This is a genomic window from Candidatus Flexicrinis affinis, assembly GCA_016716525.1.
GTDB lineage: Bacteria > Chloroflexota > Anaerolineae > Aggregatilineales > Phototrophicaceae > Flexicrinis > Flexicrinis affinis.
The window spans coordinates 195,657-215,665 of the sequence record JADJWE010000007.1 but is presented as its reverse complement, the minus strand read 5'-3'; the positions used below and the strand labels follow the sequence as shown (position 1 = coordinate 215,665).

11 protein-coding genes and 1 tRNA gene are annotated in these 20,009 nt (G+C 60.6%); 10 read left to right on the top strand and 2 right to left on the bottom strand.

All coding sequences use genetic code 11. The annotated features are described in order from the left end of the window. The first annotated feature begins 5 nt into the window (after positions 1 to 5). Complete coding sequence (locus IPM16_18515; protein MBK9125095.1) at positions 6 to 2,018, top strand: BMP family ABC transporter substrate-binding protein; 2,013 nt, start codon at positions 6 to 8, stop codon at positions 2,016 to 2,018. A 198-nt stretch (positions 2,019 to 2,216) separates the two neighbouring features. Here IPM16_18515 and rny read toward each other — a convergent pair whose 3' ends face one another. After that, complete coding sequence (rny, locus tag IPM16_18510; GenBank protein ID MBK9125094.1) at positions 2,217 to 3,758, bottom strand: ribonuclease Y; 1,542 nt, start codon at positions 3,756 to 3,758, stop codon at positions 2,217 to 2,219. A gap of 15 nt (positions 3,759 to 3,773) precedes the next feature. Further along, the gene (locus IPM16_18505; GenBank protein MBK9125093.1) at positions 3,774 to 4,445 is read right to left on the bottom strand and encodes a RecX family transcriptional regulator; all 672 of its coding nucleotides are present in this window, start codon (positions 4,443 to 4,445) and stop codon (positions 3,774 to 3,776) included. Between the two features lie 123 nt (positions 4,446 to 4,568). Here IPM16_18505 and IPM16_18500 point away from each other — a divergent pair, with 123 nt between their 5' ends. The 9 genes from IPM16_18500 (at position 4,569) to IPM16_18460 (ending at position 19,680) form a co-directional block, all read left to right on the top strand. Beyond that, positions 4,569 to 5,429 carry a YdcF family protein gene (locus IPM16_18500; protein ID MBK9125092.1) on the top strand — a complete coding sequence of 287 codons (861 nt, stop codon included), beginning with the start codon at positions 4,569 to 4,571 and terminating at the stop codon, positions 5,427 to 5,429. A gap of 112 nt (positions 5,430 to 5,541) precedes the next feature. Continuing rightward, positions 5,542 to 6,180 (top strand): YdcF family protein, encoded by a 639-nt coding sequence (locus tag IPM16_18495; GenBank protein ID MBK9125091.1) that lies wholly within the window; start codon positions 5,542 to 5,544, stop codon positions 6,178 to 6,180. A gap of 8 nt (positions 6,181 to 6,188) precedes the next feature. Continuing rightward, entirely contained in the window at positions 6,189 to 7,169 is a 981-nt protein-coding gene (locus tag IPM16_18490; GenBank protein ID MBK9125090.1) for an NAD-dependent epimerase/dehydratase family protein, read from the top strand. Positions 7,170 to 7,221: 52 nt separating this feature from the next. After that, a tRNA-Val gene (locus IPM16_18485) sits at positions 7,222 to 7,294 on the top strand. 687 nt (positions 7,295 to 7,981) lie between these two features. After that, a complete protein-coding gene (locus IPM16_18480) occupies positions 7,982 to 10,516 on the top strand; it encodes a tetratricopeptide repeat protein (GenBank protein MBK9125089.1) in 2,535 nt (844 codons plus the stop codon). Positions 10,517 to 10,711: 195 nt separating this feature from the next. After that, the gene (locus IPM16_18475) at positions 10,712 to 11,143 is read left to right on the top strand and encodes a cupin domain-containing protein (protein MBK9125088.1); all 432 of its coding nucleotides are present in this window, start codon (positions 10,712 to 10,714) and stop codon (positions 11,141 to 11,143) included. A 210-nt stretch (positions 11,144 to 11,353) separates the two neighbouring features. Further along, positions 11,354 to 12,697 (top strand): NAD(P)/FAD-dependent oxidoreductase, encoded by a 1,344-nt coding sequence (locus IPM16_18470; protein ID MBK9125087.1) that lies wholly within the window; start codon positions 11,354 to 11,356, stop codon positions 12,695 to 12,697. A gap of 340 nt (positions 12,698 to 13,037) precedes the next feature. Beyond that, positions 13,038 to 14,009 (top strand): hypothetical protein, encoded by a 972-nt coding sequence (locus tag IPM16_18465; GenBank protein MBK9125086.1) that lies wholly within the window; start codon positions 13,038 to 13,040, stop codon positions 14,007 to 14,009. Between the two features lie 55 nt (positions 14,010 to 14,064). Then, on the top strand, positions 14,065 to 19,680 hold the full coding sequence (locus IPM16_18460; GenBank protein MBK9125085.1) for a pyridoxal phosphate-dependent aminotransferase: 5,616 nt from the start codon (positions 14,065 to 14,067) through the stop codon (positions 19,678 to 19,680). Positions 19,681 to 20,009: the final 329 nt, after the last annotated feature.

The window sequence follows — 20,009 nt, the reverse complement described above, 5'->3', positions numbered from 1 at the left end:
ACTTCATGAGAACTCGCCTGTTTGCATTACTCTTGGTTGCTGCACTGCTGCTGACCGGCCTGAGCACGGTCACGGTAGCGCAGGATGAAATAACATCTGTATGCTTGGTGACGGATATCGGTCGCGTCAACGACGGCACGTTCAACCAGTTTGCCTATGAAGGTCTGCTGCGCGCCGTGGCGGACTTCGGCCTCGACTCGCGCTATATCGAGACACAGGCGCAGACCGATTACGAGGCTAACCTCCAGACGTGCGTCGACGAAGGCTTCGATGTCGTCGTGGTCGTCGGGTTCCTGATTACAGGTGCAACGGTGGAGTCGGCGAAGGCCAACCCCGACGTCTTCTTCATCGGCATCGATCAGTTCCCGCCGGAAGTCCTGCCCAACTACGTCGGCGTGCAGTACCGTGAAGATCAGGCCGGTTTCTTGGCCGGTACGATGGCTGCTCTGATGACCGAAAGCGGCAAGGTTGGCGGCGTTTACGGCATCGACATCCCGCCGGTTCGCAAGTTCCGCAACGGCTTCGAGCAGGGCGCGCGCTACATCAACCCAGACATCGAACTGTTCGGCGTCTATATCCCCGACTTCCAGGCCCCGCAGTTGGGCGCTGAAGCCGCGGATGCGTTCGTGAGCGAGCAGGGTGTCGACGTTGTATTCGGCGCGGGCGGCCCGACTGGCAGCGGTGGAATCGTTCGTGCCGCTGAGCTTGGCGCGTGGGTCATTGGTGTCGATCAGGACGAATACGGCACGACGTTCGGCAACGGCGAAGCGCCCAATTCCGATCGCATCATTACGAGCGCGATCAAGCGCGTCGACAACAGCGTGTACGACATGATTCAGGCGCTGGTGGATGGTGTAGGCTTCCCCGAAGACAGCCTCTATCTCATGGACGCGTCGATTGAAGGCGTCGGCTTCGCTCCGGCGCACGATGCGGCGGTTCCGGATGAGGTCATCGCACAGGTTCAGGACGTCTACGACATGCTGGCATCCGGCGAATTGACCACTGGCGTCGATGCGGCGACCGGTGACTTGCTCGAGATGGACATGAGCATGGGCATGGGTGGGGTCGAGTCGGTCTGTTTGGTGACGGACATCGGCCGTGTCAACGACGGGACATTCAACCAGTTCGCGTATGAGGGGATGCTTGCGGCAGCGGCGGATTACAACCTCGACAATCGTTACATCGAGACGACCGCTCAGACCGACTACGAGGCGAACGTCGCCACCTGTGTTGACGAAGGGTTCGACGTGATTGTGACGGTCGGGTTCCTGATCACAGGTGCCACGGCACAGGCGGCGGCCGATAACCCCGATGTGTACTTCATCGGCGTCGATCAGTTCCATGAGACGAGCCTGCCCAACCTTGTCGGCATTCAGTTCCGCGAAGATCAGGCCGGCTTCCTTGCCGGTGCGCTGGCCGCGCTGACGACCGAAAGCGGCAAGGTCGGCGGTGTGTACGGCATCGACATCCCGCCCGTCCGCAAGTTCCGCAGCGGTTTCGAGCAGGGCGCGCGTTACATCAACCCGGACATCGAGTTGTTCGGCGTATACATCCCCGACTTCCAAGCCCCGCAGCTGGGCGCTGAAGCCGCGGAAGCGTATGTCAGCGAGCAGGGCGTCGATGTCGTGTTTGGCGCGGGTGGCCCGACCGGTTCTGGCGCGATCGTGCAGGCGGCAGAACTGGGTGCCTTTGTGATCGGCGTCGATCAGGACGAGTACGGCACAACGTTCGGTAATGGCGAAGCGCCCAATGCGGACAAGATCATCAGCAGTGCGGTCAAGCGCGTCGATCAGGGCGTGTACGACATGATCGAAGTATTGGCGCTGGGTGGCAGCTTCCCCGAAGGCTCCCTGTACTTGATGGATGCGTCGGTCAACGGCGTTGGCTTCGCGCCGGCCCACGACGCGCCGGTGCCGGACGAAGTCACCGCGCAGATGGAAGACATCCTCGCAATGCTGGCCTCCGGCGAGCTGTCGACCGGTGTCGATCCGGTCAGCGGCGACCTGCTCGAAGAGTAGGGGTAAGGTGAAAGTGGAAAGGCGAAAGGGAGTTCTGGCTCCGTAGCGCCCGCCACGTTCATCCGCTCGGAATATCCAAACAAAGAGGGGCGGAGCCAATCACGGCTCCGCCCCTCTTTCATTGTCAGATTGTCACGTGCCAGGGTTCAGAGGGCGCAGAACTTACTTCCATTCCCCTTGTCCCTCTCCGCATTCCCCTTACTTCGCGTACTCCACGTGCCGCGACTCGCGGATCACGTGCACTTTGATCATGCCGGGGTACTGCATGGTGTCTTCGATCTGCTTGGCGATGTCGCGCGCAAGCTGCACCGCGCCAAGCTCGTCGACCTGCTCAGGCTTGACCAGAATACGGACCTCGCGGCCGGCTTGCAGTGCATAACTTGAATCGACGCCGGGGAAGCTCTTGGCGATATCTTCAAGCGTCTTGACGCGCTTGATATAACTGTCGACGTTCTCGCGGCGGGCGCCGGGCCGTGCGCCGCTGATCGCGTCGGCGGCCTCGACGATGTAGGCCTCGACGCACTCCTGTTCGACTTCGTGATGATGGCTGGCAATACAGTTGACGATTTTGGCGTTGACGCTGTAGCGCTTGCAGAACTCGGCGCCGATCATGGCGTGCGTGCCTTCGACTTCATGGTCGATGGCCTTGCCGAGGTCGTGCAGCAAGCCGCCGGCCTTGGCGATTTCGACGTTAGCGCCCAATTCAGCCGCGATCATGCCGGCGATGTGCGATGTCTCGATCGAGTGAGCGTGCATGTTCTGCCCGTAGCTAAAGCGGAACTTGAGCCGGCCCAACAGCTTGATAATCTCCGGGTGCAGGCCCGGGACGCCCGCCTCGTAAGCGGCGCGCTCTCCCTCCTCCCGGATGATCAGGTCGACCTCGTTGCGCGCGTCTTCGAGGAGTTTCTCGATGCGCGCCGGGTGGATTCGGCCATCCACGACCAGCTTCGACAGGGCGCGCCGCGCGACCTCGCGTCGGATCGGGTCGAAGCTGCTGATGGTCACGGCTTCGGGGGTGTCGTCTACGACGACATCCACGCCGGCCAGCATCTCGAAGGCGCGGATGTTACGGCCCGCGCGGCCGATAATGCGGCCCTTCATGTCGTCGCCCGGCAGCGGCACGACGCTCACCGCCGTCTCGCTGACGTGTTCGCTGGCAAGACGCTGCACCGCCAACGAGATCACGTCGCGGGCGCGCGTGTCCGCCTCGACTTTGGCCTCCGCCTCGACCTGCCGGATGATGCGTGCCATGTCGTTGCGCGCGTCCTGCTCGGCCTTCGCCAGCACTTGCTGCCGGGCCTCGTCGAGGGTCATCTCGCCGATGCGCTGAAGCGCCTCCATCTTCTCTTGCTCAAGCTTCTTAAGATCGTTTTCGCGCCGGTCGAGGTTGCTTTGCCGCTTGTTCAGGTTCTGATCCTGTTTTTCGAGGCGCTCAAGCCGCTGATCGAGATCCGACCTGCGGCGGGCGAGCCGTTCTTCCTCAGCATCGAGGTCGCGCCGGCGCCGGTTGATGGTCGTCTCCGTCTCATCCAGCAGGCTCTTGCTGCGATGTTCACTGTCTTTGAGGATGGCCTCGGATTGCGCCTTGGCCTCCAGCCGGGTCTTCTCCGCTTCTGCCTGAGCAAGCTGTGTGACAGCCGTGCCGGCGGCGCGCTGTTGACGGGTGTAGACGTAGACCCCGCCCACCGCGCCGGCGGCTGCGGCGACGATGATGAGGGCTATTGCCAGTATGGGTTCCATCTCTAGTGTCCATTCTTAGGGTTCGTGCTCGGTGTCGCCATCCTCGCCTGCGAAAAACGTTTCGTCGTCGGTCTCGACATCTTGAAACAGCTCGTCGAGCGCGGAACGGACGTCTTCAAAGGCGAAGCCGCGACGGGCAAGGGTCGTGCTGAGTTTCTGCCGCGCCGTACGGCGGTCGATACCGCGCATTCGTCGCAGCAGAGGTTCGGCGGCTTGACGCGCGCCGTGTTGATCATCTAGATCGGCGAGCGCGTGTTGAATAACGGCGTCGCTGACCCCTTTCTGACGGAGTTCGAAGCGCAGGGCAGATGAGCCGAGCGGCTTGAACTGAGTGCGGTTCTCAACCCAATACCGCGCAAATGCCGTATCGTCGAGGTATCCCATGCGCTCAAGGCGCTCGATCGCGGCGTCGATAATGCCGGCCTCGAAGTCCTTGTCTTTGAGATTTCGGCGCACTTCGGACACGCTGCGCGGGCGATACCCGAGGAACCGGGCAGCACTGTCGACGGCCCGCACGACAGCATCCTCGCCGCGCATCGCGGCGATGTCGCTGTCACTGAGCGTTTGGCCCGTGCGCAAAGACGCGGCGTCAACGATGTTCAGACTGAAGGCGTACGACCCGTCCAAATAGATGTTGACCCGTTCCTTGTTGCGCTTTTGAACCTCGACAGCGGTGACGACCGGCACCGGTAGGGCTCCTGAATCAAAAGAACCGCGATTACCGCCGCAATCACGGCTGAAACATTCCGGCCAACTGCCTAGACGGTCAGAAGATAGGCTGCATTATCGTCATAATGGGACGCACGCAGCATGCTGAAAACACTTCTTATCCGCCCAAGCCGGGCGGGTTCTGTCAACCGTTTTACGACCATGACCTGCAATCGTCGATGCTGCAGGATCGCTCCGATAGTAGCCATTTGGACGTTTTTTCGCAAGCAATCGATTGCATCTGTTTGCCCGATTTTTGAAACGCTTATAGTCGTTTGCCAATGTCGTACTATAATTCTGACACCGCAGTTTAATGGCAAGGCATACCGCGTGACCCGAGGCATCGTGCGAACACTCGTACCCACAGCGCTGATCGCGCTCGTCCTTTGGTCAACTGGATGTTCAAGCATCCAGACCGGCGCCGGGTTTTTAGGCGAGATTTCCAACGCACGTCCTGCCGATGTGATCATCGTGCTGGGTTCAGGGTTGGAGAACGATGGATCGGCCGGGGTTGCGCTCCAGCGCCGGGCCCGCCGCGCGGCCGAGGCGTTCCGCATTGGATTGGCTGGCCGGGTGATGTGTACCGGTGGCAGAACCGGTATGGCAGAACGCACCGAAGCCGATGCCTGCCGTGAGATTCTCGTTACGGAAGGTGTTCCACCGGATGCTATCCTCCTCGAGGACAATAGCAGCAGCACCGAAGAAAATGCGGTGAATGCCCGCTCGTTAATGGATGTCTTGGGCTTGCGATCCGCGATTCTCGTTACCGACGGCTTTCACATGCCGCGTGCAACGCTTATCTTCTCAGAGATGGGCGTTGCGCATTCGCGGTTCCCGGTATCGCGCCGGTTCCTGGACGTGGGAGCCTATGATGTCGCGATCCGCCGTGAGCTAACCGCGCTCCAGTGGTACTTCGTCAGGCGCGTGTTGGGACTATCGCCATCGACACGACTGTTCGGCTAAGTCCGGCGTCCGCACAGGCGGGTAAGCGCTCGTGAGGCGTCGGGCAGCGCGCTAGTCGGCCGGTCACGCGTCCCGTATAATGCCCGCAGGTTATGTGGAGCATCGAGTTCTTTTGCTGAGACGACTCAGAATCCGCCGCCGCCGGCTCTTGGTCGGCGCGTTGGTCGGCATCGGACTGTGGGGCGTGCTGTGTGTCGGCATCGTCGGGGCGGCACTCGCCATTGGCGATCAGAACAACGCCGAGCCTTCGGATGTCATCATTGTATTGGGAGCCGGTCTTCGCCGCGACGGGCGCCCGGGCGACGCGCTTTGGCGGCGTTCGTTGGTGGCGGCTCAGGCGTACCGCGAAGGATATGCCCCTGTCATCGTCTGTACCGGCGGCGTCAGCGAGAATCAGACCCGCAGCGAGGCTGAAGGTTGCCGCGAGATCCTGCTAGGTGAAGGTGTGCCCGATTCGGCGATCATCCTTGAGGAGCGCAGCCGAAGCACCGAACAGAACGCGATCAACACCAAAGCGATTATGGCCGCGCGCGGTTGGCAGCGCGCCGTGATTGTGACCGACAGTTACCACATGCTGCGGGCCGGGTGGATCTTCAGCGGCGAAGGTATCGAACACACGCGCTATCCGGTGCCGCGCAATCGCGTGCGGCTGCAGTGGACGGCGATCTCGCTGGTCCATGAACTAGCCGCCATTCATTGGCATGCGGTCAAGGGACTGCTTGGCCTTCAAGTTACCAACTTCCCCAACTAGGAGACGCCATGCGCGCATTGGTCACCGGGGGCACCGGGTTTGTCGGCTCGCACGTAGCACGTGCGCTCTCGGATGCTGGTCACAGTGTGCGCGTGCTGATGCGAACGAGCTCCAAGACCGCCGCACTCGAAGGCGTCGACCATGAGCCGGCTTACGGCGACGTGGTTGAACCAGATGCCCTGCGGGCCGCTGTTGACGGGTGCGATTGGGTGTTCCACGTTGCTGCGGTCGCCGATTACTGGCGCGCCGACCCCGGCCGAATGATGCGGATCAACGTGGACGGCACGGCCAACGTGTTGTCTGCGGCGCGGAATGCCGGCGTGAAGCGGGTGGTGTTCACCAGCAGCGCGGCCGCAGTCGGGTTGCTGGACGACCGACCCTCCGATGAATCGGTGCCATTCAACCTCCCGCCCGAACGGTTTCCATACGGGTACTCCAAAGTCCTTGCCGAACGGTTGGTAAGTGAAGCCGTGCGCGCCGGCCAAGAGGTGGTGATCGTCAACCCGGTCGTGGTTCTGGGGCCGGGCGATCTGAACCAGATCAGCGGAAGCATGGTGATCGAGGCGAGACAGCGCGGTCGCTGGATGCCGGTTCCGGCTGGTGGAGCAAGCTATGTCGACGTGCGCGATGTAGCTCGCTGGCAAATCCGCGCCGCCGAAGACGGGACACCGGGCGAACGGTATCTGCTCGGGACGGCAAACTACACGCATCGCGAATGGTTCGGCCTGATCGCCGATGTGGTGGGTGTGCCGCGCTCGATTGTCCCGGTGCCGCGCGTCGTCAGCCCGCTGATTGCCGGCGTGGTGGCACTCGGCCGTCGCATCGGGCTTGATCTGCCGCTGGACGCTAATCAGGTGCGATTGAGTGCGCGCGGCGTGTACTTTCGCTTTGACAAGGCATGGCAGACGTTCGGTGCGCCGGAGATCGACATGCGGCAAAGCCTGATCGACACAGCGGCTTGGTACGAGGCGCAGGGGCTGCTTGTATAAGCGCGGATGCCCTTGACCGCCTATGGGGGTTGCGATACACTACGGGTATCAAGGGCAATTAGCTCAATTGGCAGAGCGTCTCGTTGACGTCGAGAAGGTCATAGGTTCGAGTCCTATATTGCCCACATCCTAGGACTTCACGCAAACAGGTGGCGGAGACGCCGCCTGTTTTGTTTTTCGCCCCATGTTTCGTCAATCCGTCGCCGCCACATTGCGCAGACCTCGCTGCTTTCGATCTCAGTCGCTGGATATGAGTGTGATCAACCGCTGTCGATAGATGACGTGGCAGAGGTGTGGCGCCCGTGATATCAGACGATAATGAGCCTCGATTCGCTAGCGATCGTCATGCGCTCACATCCAAATTGGGTGCGATTCAGTCAGGCCAAGTCGACACCACGCGTGGACTGAGGAGAGCGACGACGCACGATGAATCTCGTTTCCCGTCGCATTCCTCAATGGCGACGAAAGCGATGTCGGGCAAGTCATCCGCATCGGTGACGTGCACGACGACCTGCCACGAGGGTCAGGGAATCTGGAGGCACAACGCACAAGGGCAGCGTCTCCTTGTTATCACATCGACCTGCAAGCACTGCTGCCCAAGACGAATCTGCCGCGTTCAGATTCACGCTCAAAACGTCCTTCCACACGATAAATGCGGTTACAATTCGAGTCTCATTCATGCGGTTGGCTCGCATGTGGTTTCCATGGCGACAGCTCGTCCGGTGACCTCCGTGTAGACGACCCCAACTGCAGTTCAAGGTAACGTCTTGGATGAGGCCGTAATCTGCTAAAGCCTTGGGCGGGGATTAGCAATGCCAGAAGGAGTATCAGGGCAGGACGGGAAGCCGGGTCAACAGCTTTCTCGCTTCATTGGACGTGAGCAGGAAACCGCCGCCGTCTTCCGTTCGCTGCAGAATCCCGATTGTCGCCTGTTGACTCTGGTCGGTCCCGGCGGCATCGGCAAGACACGCCTTGCCCTTCATGTCGCCGGATTGGCCGAAGATCACTTTGACGATGGTTGCCGCTGGATTGACCTGCAGCCGATTTCATCAGTCGACTTAATAGGTCACACAATTGCCGACGCCATCGACCTGACGGTCTCCGGTGATCCATTTCAGCAAATCGCCAATTCCCTCAAAAACCGACACATGCTGCTGGTGCTGGACAACTTCGAACACTTGCTCGATGGCGCGTTGCTGTTGACACCGCTGCTGGCAGCAGCGCCAGCCGTGAAGCTACTGATCACCTCGCGCGAAGCGCTCAACCTACGCGAGGAATGGATTCACCATTTGGAGGGCCTGTCCTATCCTATGGATCACCACGCCGGTGACATACGAACTTATGCGGCGGTCGAGCTTTTCGCAGCAACCGCCGAACGGCTCAATCCGTCTTTTGGGCTTGAGAATGACAAGGAAGCCGTCATCCGCATCTGCCGTCATGTTGACGGGATGCCGTTAGCGCTGGAACTGGCTGCATCTTGGGCTCGCACGTTGAGCTGTGCGCAGATCGCCGCCGAGATCGAACGAGGGTTCGGCCTGCTGACTGCCAAGGCCCGCAACCTGCCTGAACGTCATCGCAGCATACAGATCATCTTCCGCCAGACGTGCGACATGCTTACACAGGTGGAGTACGCGGTTTTCAAGCGGCTGGCAGTGTTCCGAGGCGGATTCACATGGGAAGCCGCTGAGCACGTCGCAGAGGCATCCATTCCGATCCTCTCCGTGCTGATCGACAAGTCACTGCTGAAACACGCATCGGGTGATCGCTACCAGATGCACGAATTGGTGCGGCAGTACGCGGCCGAGCAATTGAGCGCGATACCGGACGAAATGCAGCGTGTCCGGGAGCGGCACAGCGTCTTCTTCATGAGTTTTCTAAAACACTGGGAAGTTTCAATCATGGGTGGGGGACAGCGAGAGGGGATTGCCGCGCTGAAGGCCGATATGGACAACGTGCGTACCGCATGGCAATGGGCTGTCGAGCACGCCGCAGTCGCGCTGATCGAACAAGGAGCAACTGCGCTCGCAGAGTACGGTCAGGTGCAGAGTCATTATCAAGAGGCCGCCGTGAGTTTCGAGCAGGCGGTCGCATCTCTGGGCCGTCAGCAGCCAACCCAACGTCTCGAACGCACAAAGCTGCTTATCAGTCACTATCTGGCCGGCTTCTATCTGCGGATTGGTCGCCTGTCAGAAGCAGAACAGATCCTGCTGGAATGTGAAGCTACTTACCACCGACTGGGCATAACGCCCGTGGCGGGTTTCACAACCGACCCCGCGTTCAATCTGGGTATCTTGGCCCTGATTCGTGGTAACTATGCTGCTGCGCTGCAGTACGGTGAGCAGGCGCGTCAGACGAGCGAAACCTACCCACATCCCAATAATCGTCAGCTTGCTTATCACTTGCTTGCTGAGGCTGCGATCGGACTAGGAGACTACAAAAGCGCGGAACGGTACGCGCAGAAGTCTTACGCCCTTCTGGTCGAAACGGGCAATCGTTGGTTTATGGCCTATACCTTTAATCAATTGGGCACTATTGCCCGCGCGCTTCGGGACTACCAGACCGCGCGCCAGTATTTTGAAGCCAGCTACACGATCCGCGAGGAATTCAATGATCCGGAAGGCATGGCTCTGGCGCTGAATCATCTCGGTGAAATTGCGCTTCAGCAGCAAGCCTATGGTGACGCCGGCATCTTCTTTCACAAGAGCCTGACGATCTACGATGAGATCAGCGATCGGGGAGGGAGCGCCCGGGCACGCAACGGTCTTGCGATCACTGCCATGGCAGTCCGCGACTATCAAGCAGCGCGCGATCAACTGAAACGGGCACTTGAAATCGCAGTCGAAATCCAGTTCGTTTCTTTCATCCTGACCATCCTGATGAACATCGGTGAGTTGCTGGCGCGTGTCGGATTGATGGATCGCGCGGCCACGCTGTTATCTCTCGTTGCCCATCAACCCGCCGCCTCTCACGACACGCAGCTGCTAAGCCTCGGCCTGCTCGAACAATTCAAACTTGAACGCCTGCCTGATACACAAGTTCCTGAACTGGACATCGTCGTTTCAAGCCTCCTTCAGGTATTCCCTGAAATACCCGCCGAAGCTGCTAGCGTGAGGGAGCATCCTTACACGCCCAAATTCCAGCAGTTCTCGGTCGAGCCGCTGACCGAGCGTGAGCAGGAAGTTCTCCACTACATCGCCGAAGGTCTGCAGAATCGTGAGATCGCACAGAAGCTCATCGTGACGGTGGGAACGGTAAAAGCCCACGTCAATCACATCTATAGCAAGCTGGATGTAACCAACCGTGTACAGGCCGTTGTCCGTGCACGAGAACTCAATCTTCTCCCCTGAGAGTCCCTCAGATCCTTATACCACGCGTATATGTTTCCTGTCGGTGGTGCGTTCTTTGTTCTGAACTTTCGACCTCTCGGAACAACAGATTCAACCTTAGTTGGATGAAACTTCATCCCCCTCGTGATGATACTGGTGATATAGGTGCGTCACAGATCGCACAATCGCCAGTATCACACCCACGGAGGAATCAGGATGTTGTCTGTAAAGCTCAATGATCTGCCGCTGCGCACCACGTGGACTGAAAACGTCCCGGGGCAGCGCGCGCACTCGACCTTTCCTTTCCTGGGAGCAGAGGAAAACGAGAATACGTCGGTCGTCTACTTCGAGCTCGATGCCGGAAATGAACTCGGCTCCCATACCGACAGCGCGGAAGAAATTCTGCTGATTATGGCGGGCAGTGTCGAGGTGACGGTTGGGGACGAGACTACCATCGTCGAAGGGCCAAGCCTGGCTTTGGTTCCAACGATGGTGCCACACAACTTGCGCAATGTGGGCGCAACGCGTGCGAAGGTGGTCGGCTTCTTCCCGTCCCGATACATCGTCGCCACGTTCGAGAACGCTTGGCTACCAGACAACGCCAGTATCCTGGACACCGAGCAGATCCTCCTCTCCATGCAGCGCTAGAGCTGCACTCAACCAGCAGGAGCTATGGGGATGGCATCGCGCTCATCCCCGTAGCGTTCCCTGAATCTACGCTACCGAACGCCATAAACAGGTTCTAGGCGGCAGTCTTCACCGTCCATACACGAACACACCAGCTGCGAATGAAGGTCGCACCAGACGTATGAGACACGGTCTTTCAGTCGCCAACACACTCAATGAGGAGAGTCAACCATGCACAAGCATCATGTCGTCATCGTAGGTGGCGGTTTCGGCGGACTGTACACCGCCAAGAAGCTGGGGAATTTGCCCGTAAACGTCACACTCATCGACCGGCGCAATCACCATCTCTTCCAGCCGCTGCTCTATCAAGTGGCAACTGGCGAGATATCTCCAGGTGACATCGCTTCACCTCTGCGTCGCCTGCTGATGAAGCAGAAGAACACACGGGTACTCATGGGTGAGGTCACAGGTTTTGACATCGCCAACCAGAAGGTGATCCTGCGTGATGGCCCGATCAAATACGATACGCTGGTCGTTGCCGCTGGTTCGGGTGACAACTACTTTGGCAATGACCAGTGGAAGAACTGGGCACCGAGCCTCAAGACGGTCGAAGATGCCACCGACATTCGCCGCCGTATTCTCCAGACGCTGGAGACTGCTGAGCGGATCCGTGACCCAGAACTGATTCGTGCTTGGCTGACTTTTGTCGTCATCGGCGCAGGACCGACCGGAGTGGAAATGGCCGGAGCGCTAGCCGAGATGGCCCACGAAACGCTCAGACCGGCGTTTCGTAACGTAGATCTCTCCAATGTCCGCATCGTGCTGGTGCAGAGCGGCGAGCGTGTCCTGCCCACTTATCCAGCGGAGTTATCGGCCAAGGCCGAAGCATCGCTGTCGCGGCTCGGCGTCGAGGTCATGACCGGCAGGCGGGTGACGGACATCAATGCCGAGGGTGTGACCATCAGCACGGGGGATCGACAGACGGAGTTCATAGCCAGCAGAAATGTGCTGTGGGCAGCAGGTGTGAAGGCATCTCCGCTGGGTGCGGCGCTGGCGAAGGAAACCAATGCGGACCTAGACCGAGGTGGTCGTGTGATGGTCGAGCCTGATCTCAGCTTGCCGGGGTATCCCAATGTCTTTGTCATCGGCGACCTCGCTCACTTCAACCACCAGACTGGCGACCCACTCCCAGGAGTTGCCCAGGTAGCGATCCAGCAGGGACGATACGTCGGAAGACTTATCGAGCGTCGTCTACAAGGCAAAGCCGTGGGTGCTTTCCGATATGCGGATCGGGGTACCATCGCAACTATCGGTCGCGGGGCCGCCGTGGCCGACATCGGCAGGATTCGCCTCTCCGGCTGGCCGGCCTGGATTGTCTGGCTCTACATTCACCTGATGTATCTGGCGGAAGTAGAGAACCGGGTGCTGGTGTTTGTGCAGTGGCTATGGCACTTCATCACTCGCAACCGGTCGGCGCTGCTCATCGTGAACAGCGACTCGGTGCCCACCGAGGCTCAACAGCAGGGTCCCGTTATCCTCAAAACCGATACCGGATCATGGCCAATCGTCAAGTGAGCATGCTGGCAGAGACTCTGTCTCTGCCAGCATAGTTTGTTGACCTGCGCGGTTCTAGCTTGAGGAGTACAGTCGCTCCATCTATCACACGGAGACAGACCAAGACGCGATCGCCGCTACAGCCCGGGGAGGCATACGTCGGTTTCTAGTGTCCCGCGTCATCGCCTGTCGGACAACGTGAGCTGCTAAACTTGGCGATTCTTTCGGGTCGGCTGACCCGTTCACAGACGATGGATTCGCGCTACAATGCGACCCGTGCAAGACGCGTGTCGCTTTGTGCCGTGACCATGAACCTAAGGCCCATAAGCCAGGCTTTCCCGCTCGCTTGAGGTAGCAATCGATGGACGCAATTTTGGTCGTTATCGGCATTCTGATCGCGGTCGCGGGTGCGCTTGCACTCTTCGAGTTGCGCGTCCGCCGACCAGATATGATCGTGCTCTACGAGTCAAATGGGCAGATTCGCACTCGCACCGGTGCGTTCTACCCGCGGCACTTTAGCCTTACGATGAAACGTACGACCTATCCGATTCAACTCACCGTCGATGCCGTCGCGGTCGGCAACCTCGGCGTACGTGTCAAGCTGGTCGGCGCGGCAGCCCCGTCGCCAGCGAACCTCCCCGCCTTGATGCACGTCGGCGGATGGGAGACCGATGCCGTCATCCAGGCCGTCGAACAGGTCAAGACCGTCCTGCAGGGTCTGGTCAAGGAGTACACCGAGCGCTCGCCGATCAGCGACATCTCATCGGCGGGCGTGCTCAAGCACCTGAATGGACACATCGAGGAGATCGCACAGCGTTTCGGCGTCGACCTGATCTCGCTCGCCGTGCAGTCGCTCGACCCGACAGATCCCAAGATCAGCGAGGCGCTGTCGCAGCAGGAGGAAGCCCGTCTGTTCGAGCAGACCGAACAGCTCAAGCATCAGGCGAGCGTTGCGGCCGCGCGTGCCAAGTTCCGTGCCGATGAGGAGATCGCCAAGCTGGAACATGAACTCGAGCTGAAACGCGCCGAGCTCAAGAAAATCGAGTTTGACAGCGAGGCCGAGCTCGCGCGGCGGCGGATTACTGACGAGTTGGAACGCAGCCGGCTGCGCTTAGCCTTCGAAAAGGAAGAACTGGAAGTCCTGATGAGCAGCCCGGAACTGCTGATGCTGACGCCGCAGGCGGCACGTCTTGCTGAAGCCAGCCAGAACCTGAAGAACGCCCGGACGGTCATTTCACTGACGCCACAGGATGTCTCCGCCGGCGGCTCGTCGTTGATTACCATGTTCCGCAACCTGCTGCAGAAAGACGCCGACACCAGCGACGAGGCCTAGAGTGAAACCGAGTCGTGCCGTCCACGCCGGAACGCCCGGATAGCGATGAACGACCATGCCTGACTCCAGCGATCCAGCCGCGCTGTTCCGGCTCAAGCCGTTGCGTGCCGCGCGCGTCTCCGAGGTGAGTGAAACCACGGCGGCGGCTCCCGTCTCGCCCGAGGAACGGATCAATTTCCACATCGGCAATCCGCTTCAGGATGCACGCCTGACGTCCGCTTATCTTCGGACGGCGCTCGGCATCGACATCCATCAAGAGATGCTGACTGACAGTGATCCCGACGGCCTAATGGACCATCTGGCGTGGGACGCGGCGGACCGACCCAAGCTTGACTTTCTGATCCGGGCCATCAACAGAAGCGGGCCCTATATGCCGCGCGGTGGCTATGCGGCCAAAGCGCCACACGGTGTCGTGAAGACGTTCAGCGCGTGGCTGGAAGGCCAGCAGGAAGGTCTGCACTACGAGACTGGAGAGACGTCCGGCCGGCGCGAGATCATCCTCGCATCCGGCGGTATTCAGGAGACGCTGCGCGTCCTGCTCTTCACGCTTTCGTCGTACCTCAAGGCAGTGCCGGCGCGCGTCGTCTGCTTCCAACAGCGCTTGCCATCGGCCTATCGCGCGATGCCGAACCTCGAGTTTTCCAACCTGCCTGACGAAGAACCGGCGGTCTGCGCAGCGCTCGAGACACTGCTGACCGAGTCTCCTCGGATGCCGACGTTCCTGGTCCTCGGTGACGTGCCGGCCGAAGCGACACGCCGTCGGCTGCGCGTCCTCAGCCTCAGCCATCCGCTGTTCTTCATCGAGGCCAGCAATGCGCCCAACCACCTGTCGCTGGCACGCGAGGTCAAGCTGGTTCAGCGCGTTGTCCGCCTGCTGACGCCGGCGATCTTCGCGCCGCGCCTGCATTCGCTTTCGCTCGTATTCGTCGCCGGCAACGCCGATCTGCTGGCAGCACTCGAAAGCGTCCACTTCAACTTAAAAGGTACGCCGTCCGCGTCCGAAGTCGAGCTGCTCAGTCTGCTGCTCGACATGCAGTCGCCGTCCAGTCCCAGTGCGGATCGTCTCCCGCTGCCTGAGGCGCCTACGCCGTTCGAAGGACTATATTTCGAAGGTGCACACGAGAGCGCTCTGCCGCGTGTTGCCGGCTCTGTAACCCGGCGGTTGGACGCGCTGATCGGCACCCGTTCCGCGGCGATCGAGCGTTCCCTTCGCACGTTGGAGGCCAATGCGGAACGGTTCTCGGCACGGATCAAGGGTGTGCGTGATAGCCGTCTGTTCGACGAGTTCGCCATGCTCGATGCGCGCGCGCTGATCGATTTCCTGATCGGCACGCTGCACGAGCCGGAGACGATTCGCGCTCTGCAGCGCAGCTTCCTCAGCGCGTTTGTGCGCCATCAGCCGCAGTACGATGCGCACGCTTGTAGGGTTACAAGCGGCTCGTCACGCACAGCGCTGGGCATCCTCGGTTTTCACTGCGGCATATCCGAGGTTGTCATTCCAGACCTGAGCTGGTCGTACGAGCAGTGCTTCCCGGTCGTTCACGCCGTTCCGTTGACACCGGCGCTTGATCTCGATACCGACGCCATGATCGACAAGCTGAAGGCATTGCTTCGACAGGATGCTGGTTGGGCACGGCGGGGTGCAGTTGCCATCAACAACCCGCACAATGCGACAGGCCGTATCTTCGCCGAAGACTCGCTGCGCAAGCTGTTTATTTTCTGCCTGGAAAACGATATCACCGTGATCGACGATTTGGCCTACCAGAACGTTGTCGCGGCGAACGATCTGCCCGAAATCAAGACGGTCCGCCAGATCGTGTCCGAGCTGATCCGGCTCGGCCATGTCAGCGACTCGAAGGCCGACCGCGTCCTAACCGTGCATTCGGTCTCAAAGACCGACTGCATGGCCGGTGCCCGCTTGGCCGTGGTCGAGATCCGCGACCGTACACTGCGTGCGCGTTTCGAGGCGGTTAACGATCATATTCAGCCCAATGTCGCGGCCGTACTCATTAGTTATCTCTTCTATCGCGGGGGTGCGCGGTCGGCACAGGTGTACTGGCAGTTGCGTAATGCCCTGTTCGCTGAGCGTACGCGCGCGCTGCTGATGGCGGTCGAGAACCTACCGCCCGATCGCAACCCGTACCGCATGATGGTCATTCCGCCGACCGGCAGTATGTATCCTCTCCTGCAGGTTGCGACGCTCCCGGCCGGACTATCGCTCGATTGGCTTTCCTCGTCACTGGCCCGGCGCGGGATCGGCCTGCTGCCCCTATCGACGTTCGCACGGACGGAGAAAGGCTTCGAGACGGCCCGGACGACCTTCCGCTTGACATTGGGCGGCAGCGACGGCGCAGACACGCTCTTGGCGAAGACGCGCCGCCTGCTGATCGACCTGAACCGGCTGATTGCCGAAGAACAGGCGCGCTACAACCGGCGCACGCCGCACTATCGGATACCCGCCCACGCGACGGATCGCTACGACGTGCTGAGCAAGCGAATGGACGCCATCACCGCGGACATCCTCGCGGGGACCGGAGACCTCGCGGTCTGGCGGCGGCTGTTGACGGCGCCCCAACTTGAACCGAAAGGCCTACAGGCCGAGTTCACGCACGACTACGCACCTGAACGGCTGACGGTCTTTCGAACGCGCCTGCTCGAACGCGCCCTGATCAGCGATGAACTGATGCGCAAGGCAGCGAGCGATAACGGGCAGTGGCTCGGCGATCGACTGGAGCGCGAGTTCACGAAGGATTCGCTGAGTCGACGCCAAAATCGTTTCAGGAGCCGGTCATACGATCGCACCGTCCACCCAACGCAGGTCTACTCGCTGCAGGCGGAGATGGCGTTTGACTCCATCATTTCCTCTCTGATCGCAGGCGCGCCGGTGACACAGCGCCAGATTGCCACTGCGCGCCGCGATCTGCTGCACGAATATCTGGGCTTGAACGTCACGATCACGTCGCGCTTGGAAGCCGATGAAATCCTGCTCGATCTGGCCGCGCTGGGGTCCGCCGAGCAGTATGCCGGCTTGTTCACGGATTCACATCTGCAGCCTTTCCTGTCGTTCTGGAGCGACTGGGACGGCAGCAGTCGCCCATCCGGACAGGGACACCAACTGCTGGCCATGCTCGTCATGGCAAATGTGCAGCGGATGGCGCGTATCCTGTCGCTGCTGCGCCAGGCCGACCCGACGATTGCCGTGAGCCCTGAGCTGGTGGACAAGTTGAACCGGTTGGAGCAGCGCAATCAGCGCTTCGTCCGCATCCTCAACGCGATTACCGACCTTACCAATCAGCTCGAGCGGCGTTACCGGGGCATTCTGCCCTACTCGGTCGAGTCGTCCCGCGTCGCCCAGTGGGCGACCCGCTTCCGTCTGCGCCGCGACCCGGCCCGGGTTCGCTTCGAGCACAATGATCGCTACGAGCAGAAGATGCTCGAACTGCGCCAGCAGCGGCGCGATTCCCTCGACGACTACTTCGCACTCAACCGGCAGCTGCGCAAGGAGCTGCATTCACTGATCCCGGCGATCCGGGCGCAGCGAGACGCGGATCCCTTACTGCGTGAGGTCGTCAGTTTTCAAGACGTCCTCCAACGCGCCGTCATCACGCCGCGCATTCAGCAGTCGATGATCACTGCGCGCGATCAGTTCGCCATCGACACGACCGTGCATAACCTGCACGAACTCAACTCGATCGCGGGCAAGCACAACAATCCCGGAATGACGCTGGCGCTGCAAATCAGCCTCTCGACTGACCCCGAAGCGTTGATTGCCCTCGATCGCAAGATGCGTAAACAACTCGAACAGGCGCATCGCGAGCACCCCGGCTGCGACTTGCCTTCGATCTGGCTGATCCCGCTGTTCGAAGACCTCAAGTCGGTACAGGGCATCCGCGACTACCTTGATCGCGTCTGGGATTACGCAGCGCAAAGCCGACAGACGACCGGCTCGGCCCGGGGGCGCTTTGCCGAGATCATCGCGGAAGTGTTCATCGCGGGCTCGGACCTCAGTCAGCAGGTCAGCCAAGCCAACAGCGCCTACCTGTTTCAACATGCAAAGCACGATATTCAGTCATGGCTCGTAGAACACGGCAGCGCCGAGGTGGTACGAGTCAAAATGGGCAGCGGCGAACCGATGCAACGTCAAGGCGGCTACTATTCGCAGGTAGCTGGTGCCAAAGCCTTTCGCGACTCGGCCGATGCCCGGGCCCGGTTCGACGCCTGCCTGATCGGCGCGGCGCGCCGCAGCACCTCTTATGCTGTCACGCCGCTGCAAGGCGTCTTCCTGGGCGGCGAACTGCGTACCTTCCAGAGCAACGTGTCCGAGCAGTTGCGGGCCCTGCCTGTTCGCGATCTGGTGAGCCTGCTCTTCCATGTGCGTGAGGCGCAGGCCGTCCACCGCGACGATCTGCTTCGCGCTGCAGAAATGTCCGGCGAAAGCCGCCTGATTGCCCGCAGCCGAAGCGCGCAAGAACTTGAGCGGCTGACAGTCGGCAACAGCGACGCGCTGTACGCCGGTTTCCTCGACGAGCTCACGGACAGCTTCCGTCACATCCTCTATGGGCGTGAAGAGGACGTGGTCGGTTTGCACATCGTCTCGTATTTCATCGGGCGCTCGATTCCGCAGCTTCGCGATCGCCCGAGCAGCCGGCGGACGCTGGGAAGCGGCGCCCAGCGCGGTCAGCGTATCTTGACGAACATCGCCGAGATCATCCCGCTGTCGAAGCAGGGCAGCCTCCTGCGCGCCATCGCCCATAACCAGGCACAGACGACCATCCTCGGCGTCAACCAACTCACGACCGGCCTGTTCCGCGCGCTTGAGCGTTTCAGCCAGAAATCACTCCGTGAGGCAGAACGTGAGCTCGTCATCGTCGACCGCCTGCTGCCGCATCTGCCGGTGTACGAGATTCTCAACACGCTGCGGATCTATCAGGAGCGAGAAGGGGCATTCGTACGCGCCGTCGAAACGGCCTTGCCCGCCGGCAACTCGGCTCTTGTCGCTCTGCGCGAGGATGAAGAGGCGATGCGGCGCTATTTGCCGCTGTTCCAGCAAGAGCTGGTGCGCCGCCATGGGGTCAATGTCACCCACTTCTTCGACAACGGAGTGTTCGTACCCGATCTTCTGCCCACGCTGCGGCCGGATCTGGCGGTCCTGCTGCAGCGCGATCTGTTCAACACCCGCCTCGACGCCATGGTACAGGACGTCAGCGGGACTATCGCCGACGACTGGCGGTCGGACGTTGCCCGACTTCTCGCGATCCCTGAGCAAATTCACACATGGCGAACCAACATCTGGTCGATGATCGAGAAGTCGATCTATCAGCGGGTCCAGAGCTTCTCGGAGCTCGGTACCGCCCTTTACGCCGCCACTGCCAACCGGTCGATCAGCGCGCCGCCCCCCGCCGCTCGCGGTGCCATGTTGTCGCCAAGCCTCGCGGCATACTTCCGTACGGCGCGCAGCGACGATGAAATGCGCGGATTTCTGATCAGTGCGGTCGAATACCTGAGTTCATTCGCCGAAGGCAATCTCGAGATCCCCGTCAGCATCATTCGTGCGATTCATGATGTCGAGCGTATCGCCCAGATCGAGGAGAGCGCGCTCGCGCCTGAGATGCAAGCCGTCTTCCGCCACTCCCTGCTGCAGATCGCACGTCTAGCAGGCGAGAACGGGTAGCGCACGGCTTGCGATGTCGGCGGTATATGCCGCGTTAGCATTCTTTTCCGACGGCGTGTACTGCGTATCCCTCGCTCCTGTTTCCGCTGCCGATAATCGACTGCGCGACGAAATGCGCCGCTCGGGTGTCCATTCGCGTCTTCCGGCACGATGTTCACCTCGCATGAGATGAAATGGCATCGATGCCAGGCCCCGATCCTCAGCGCATTGTGCGACGTTGGGAAAGCTCATCTCGAATGACGTCCACGGCGGACTGAACGCCATCTTCTTCCGACATGGCGTCTCGCAGCGCGATCGCGCCGGCGACCGCAATTTCTGCAAAATCGAAC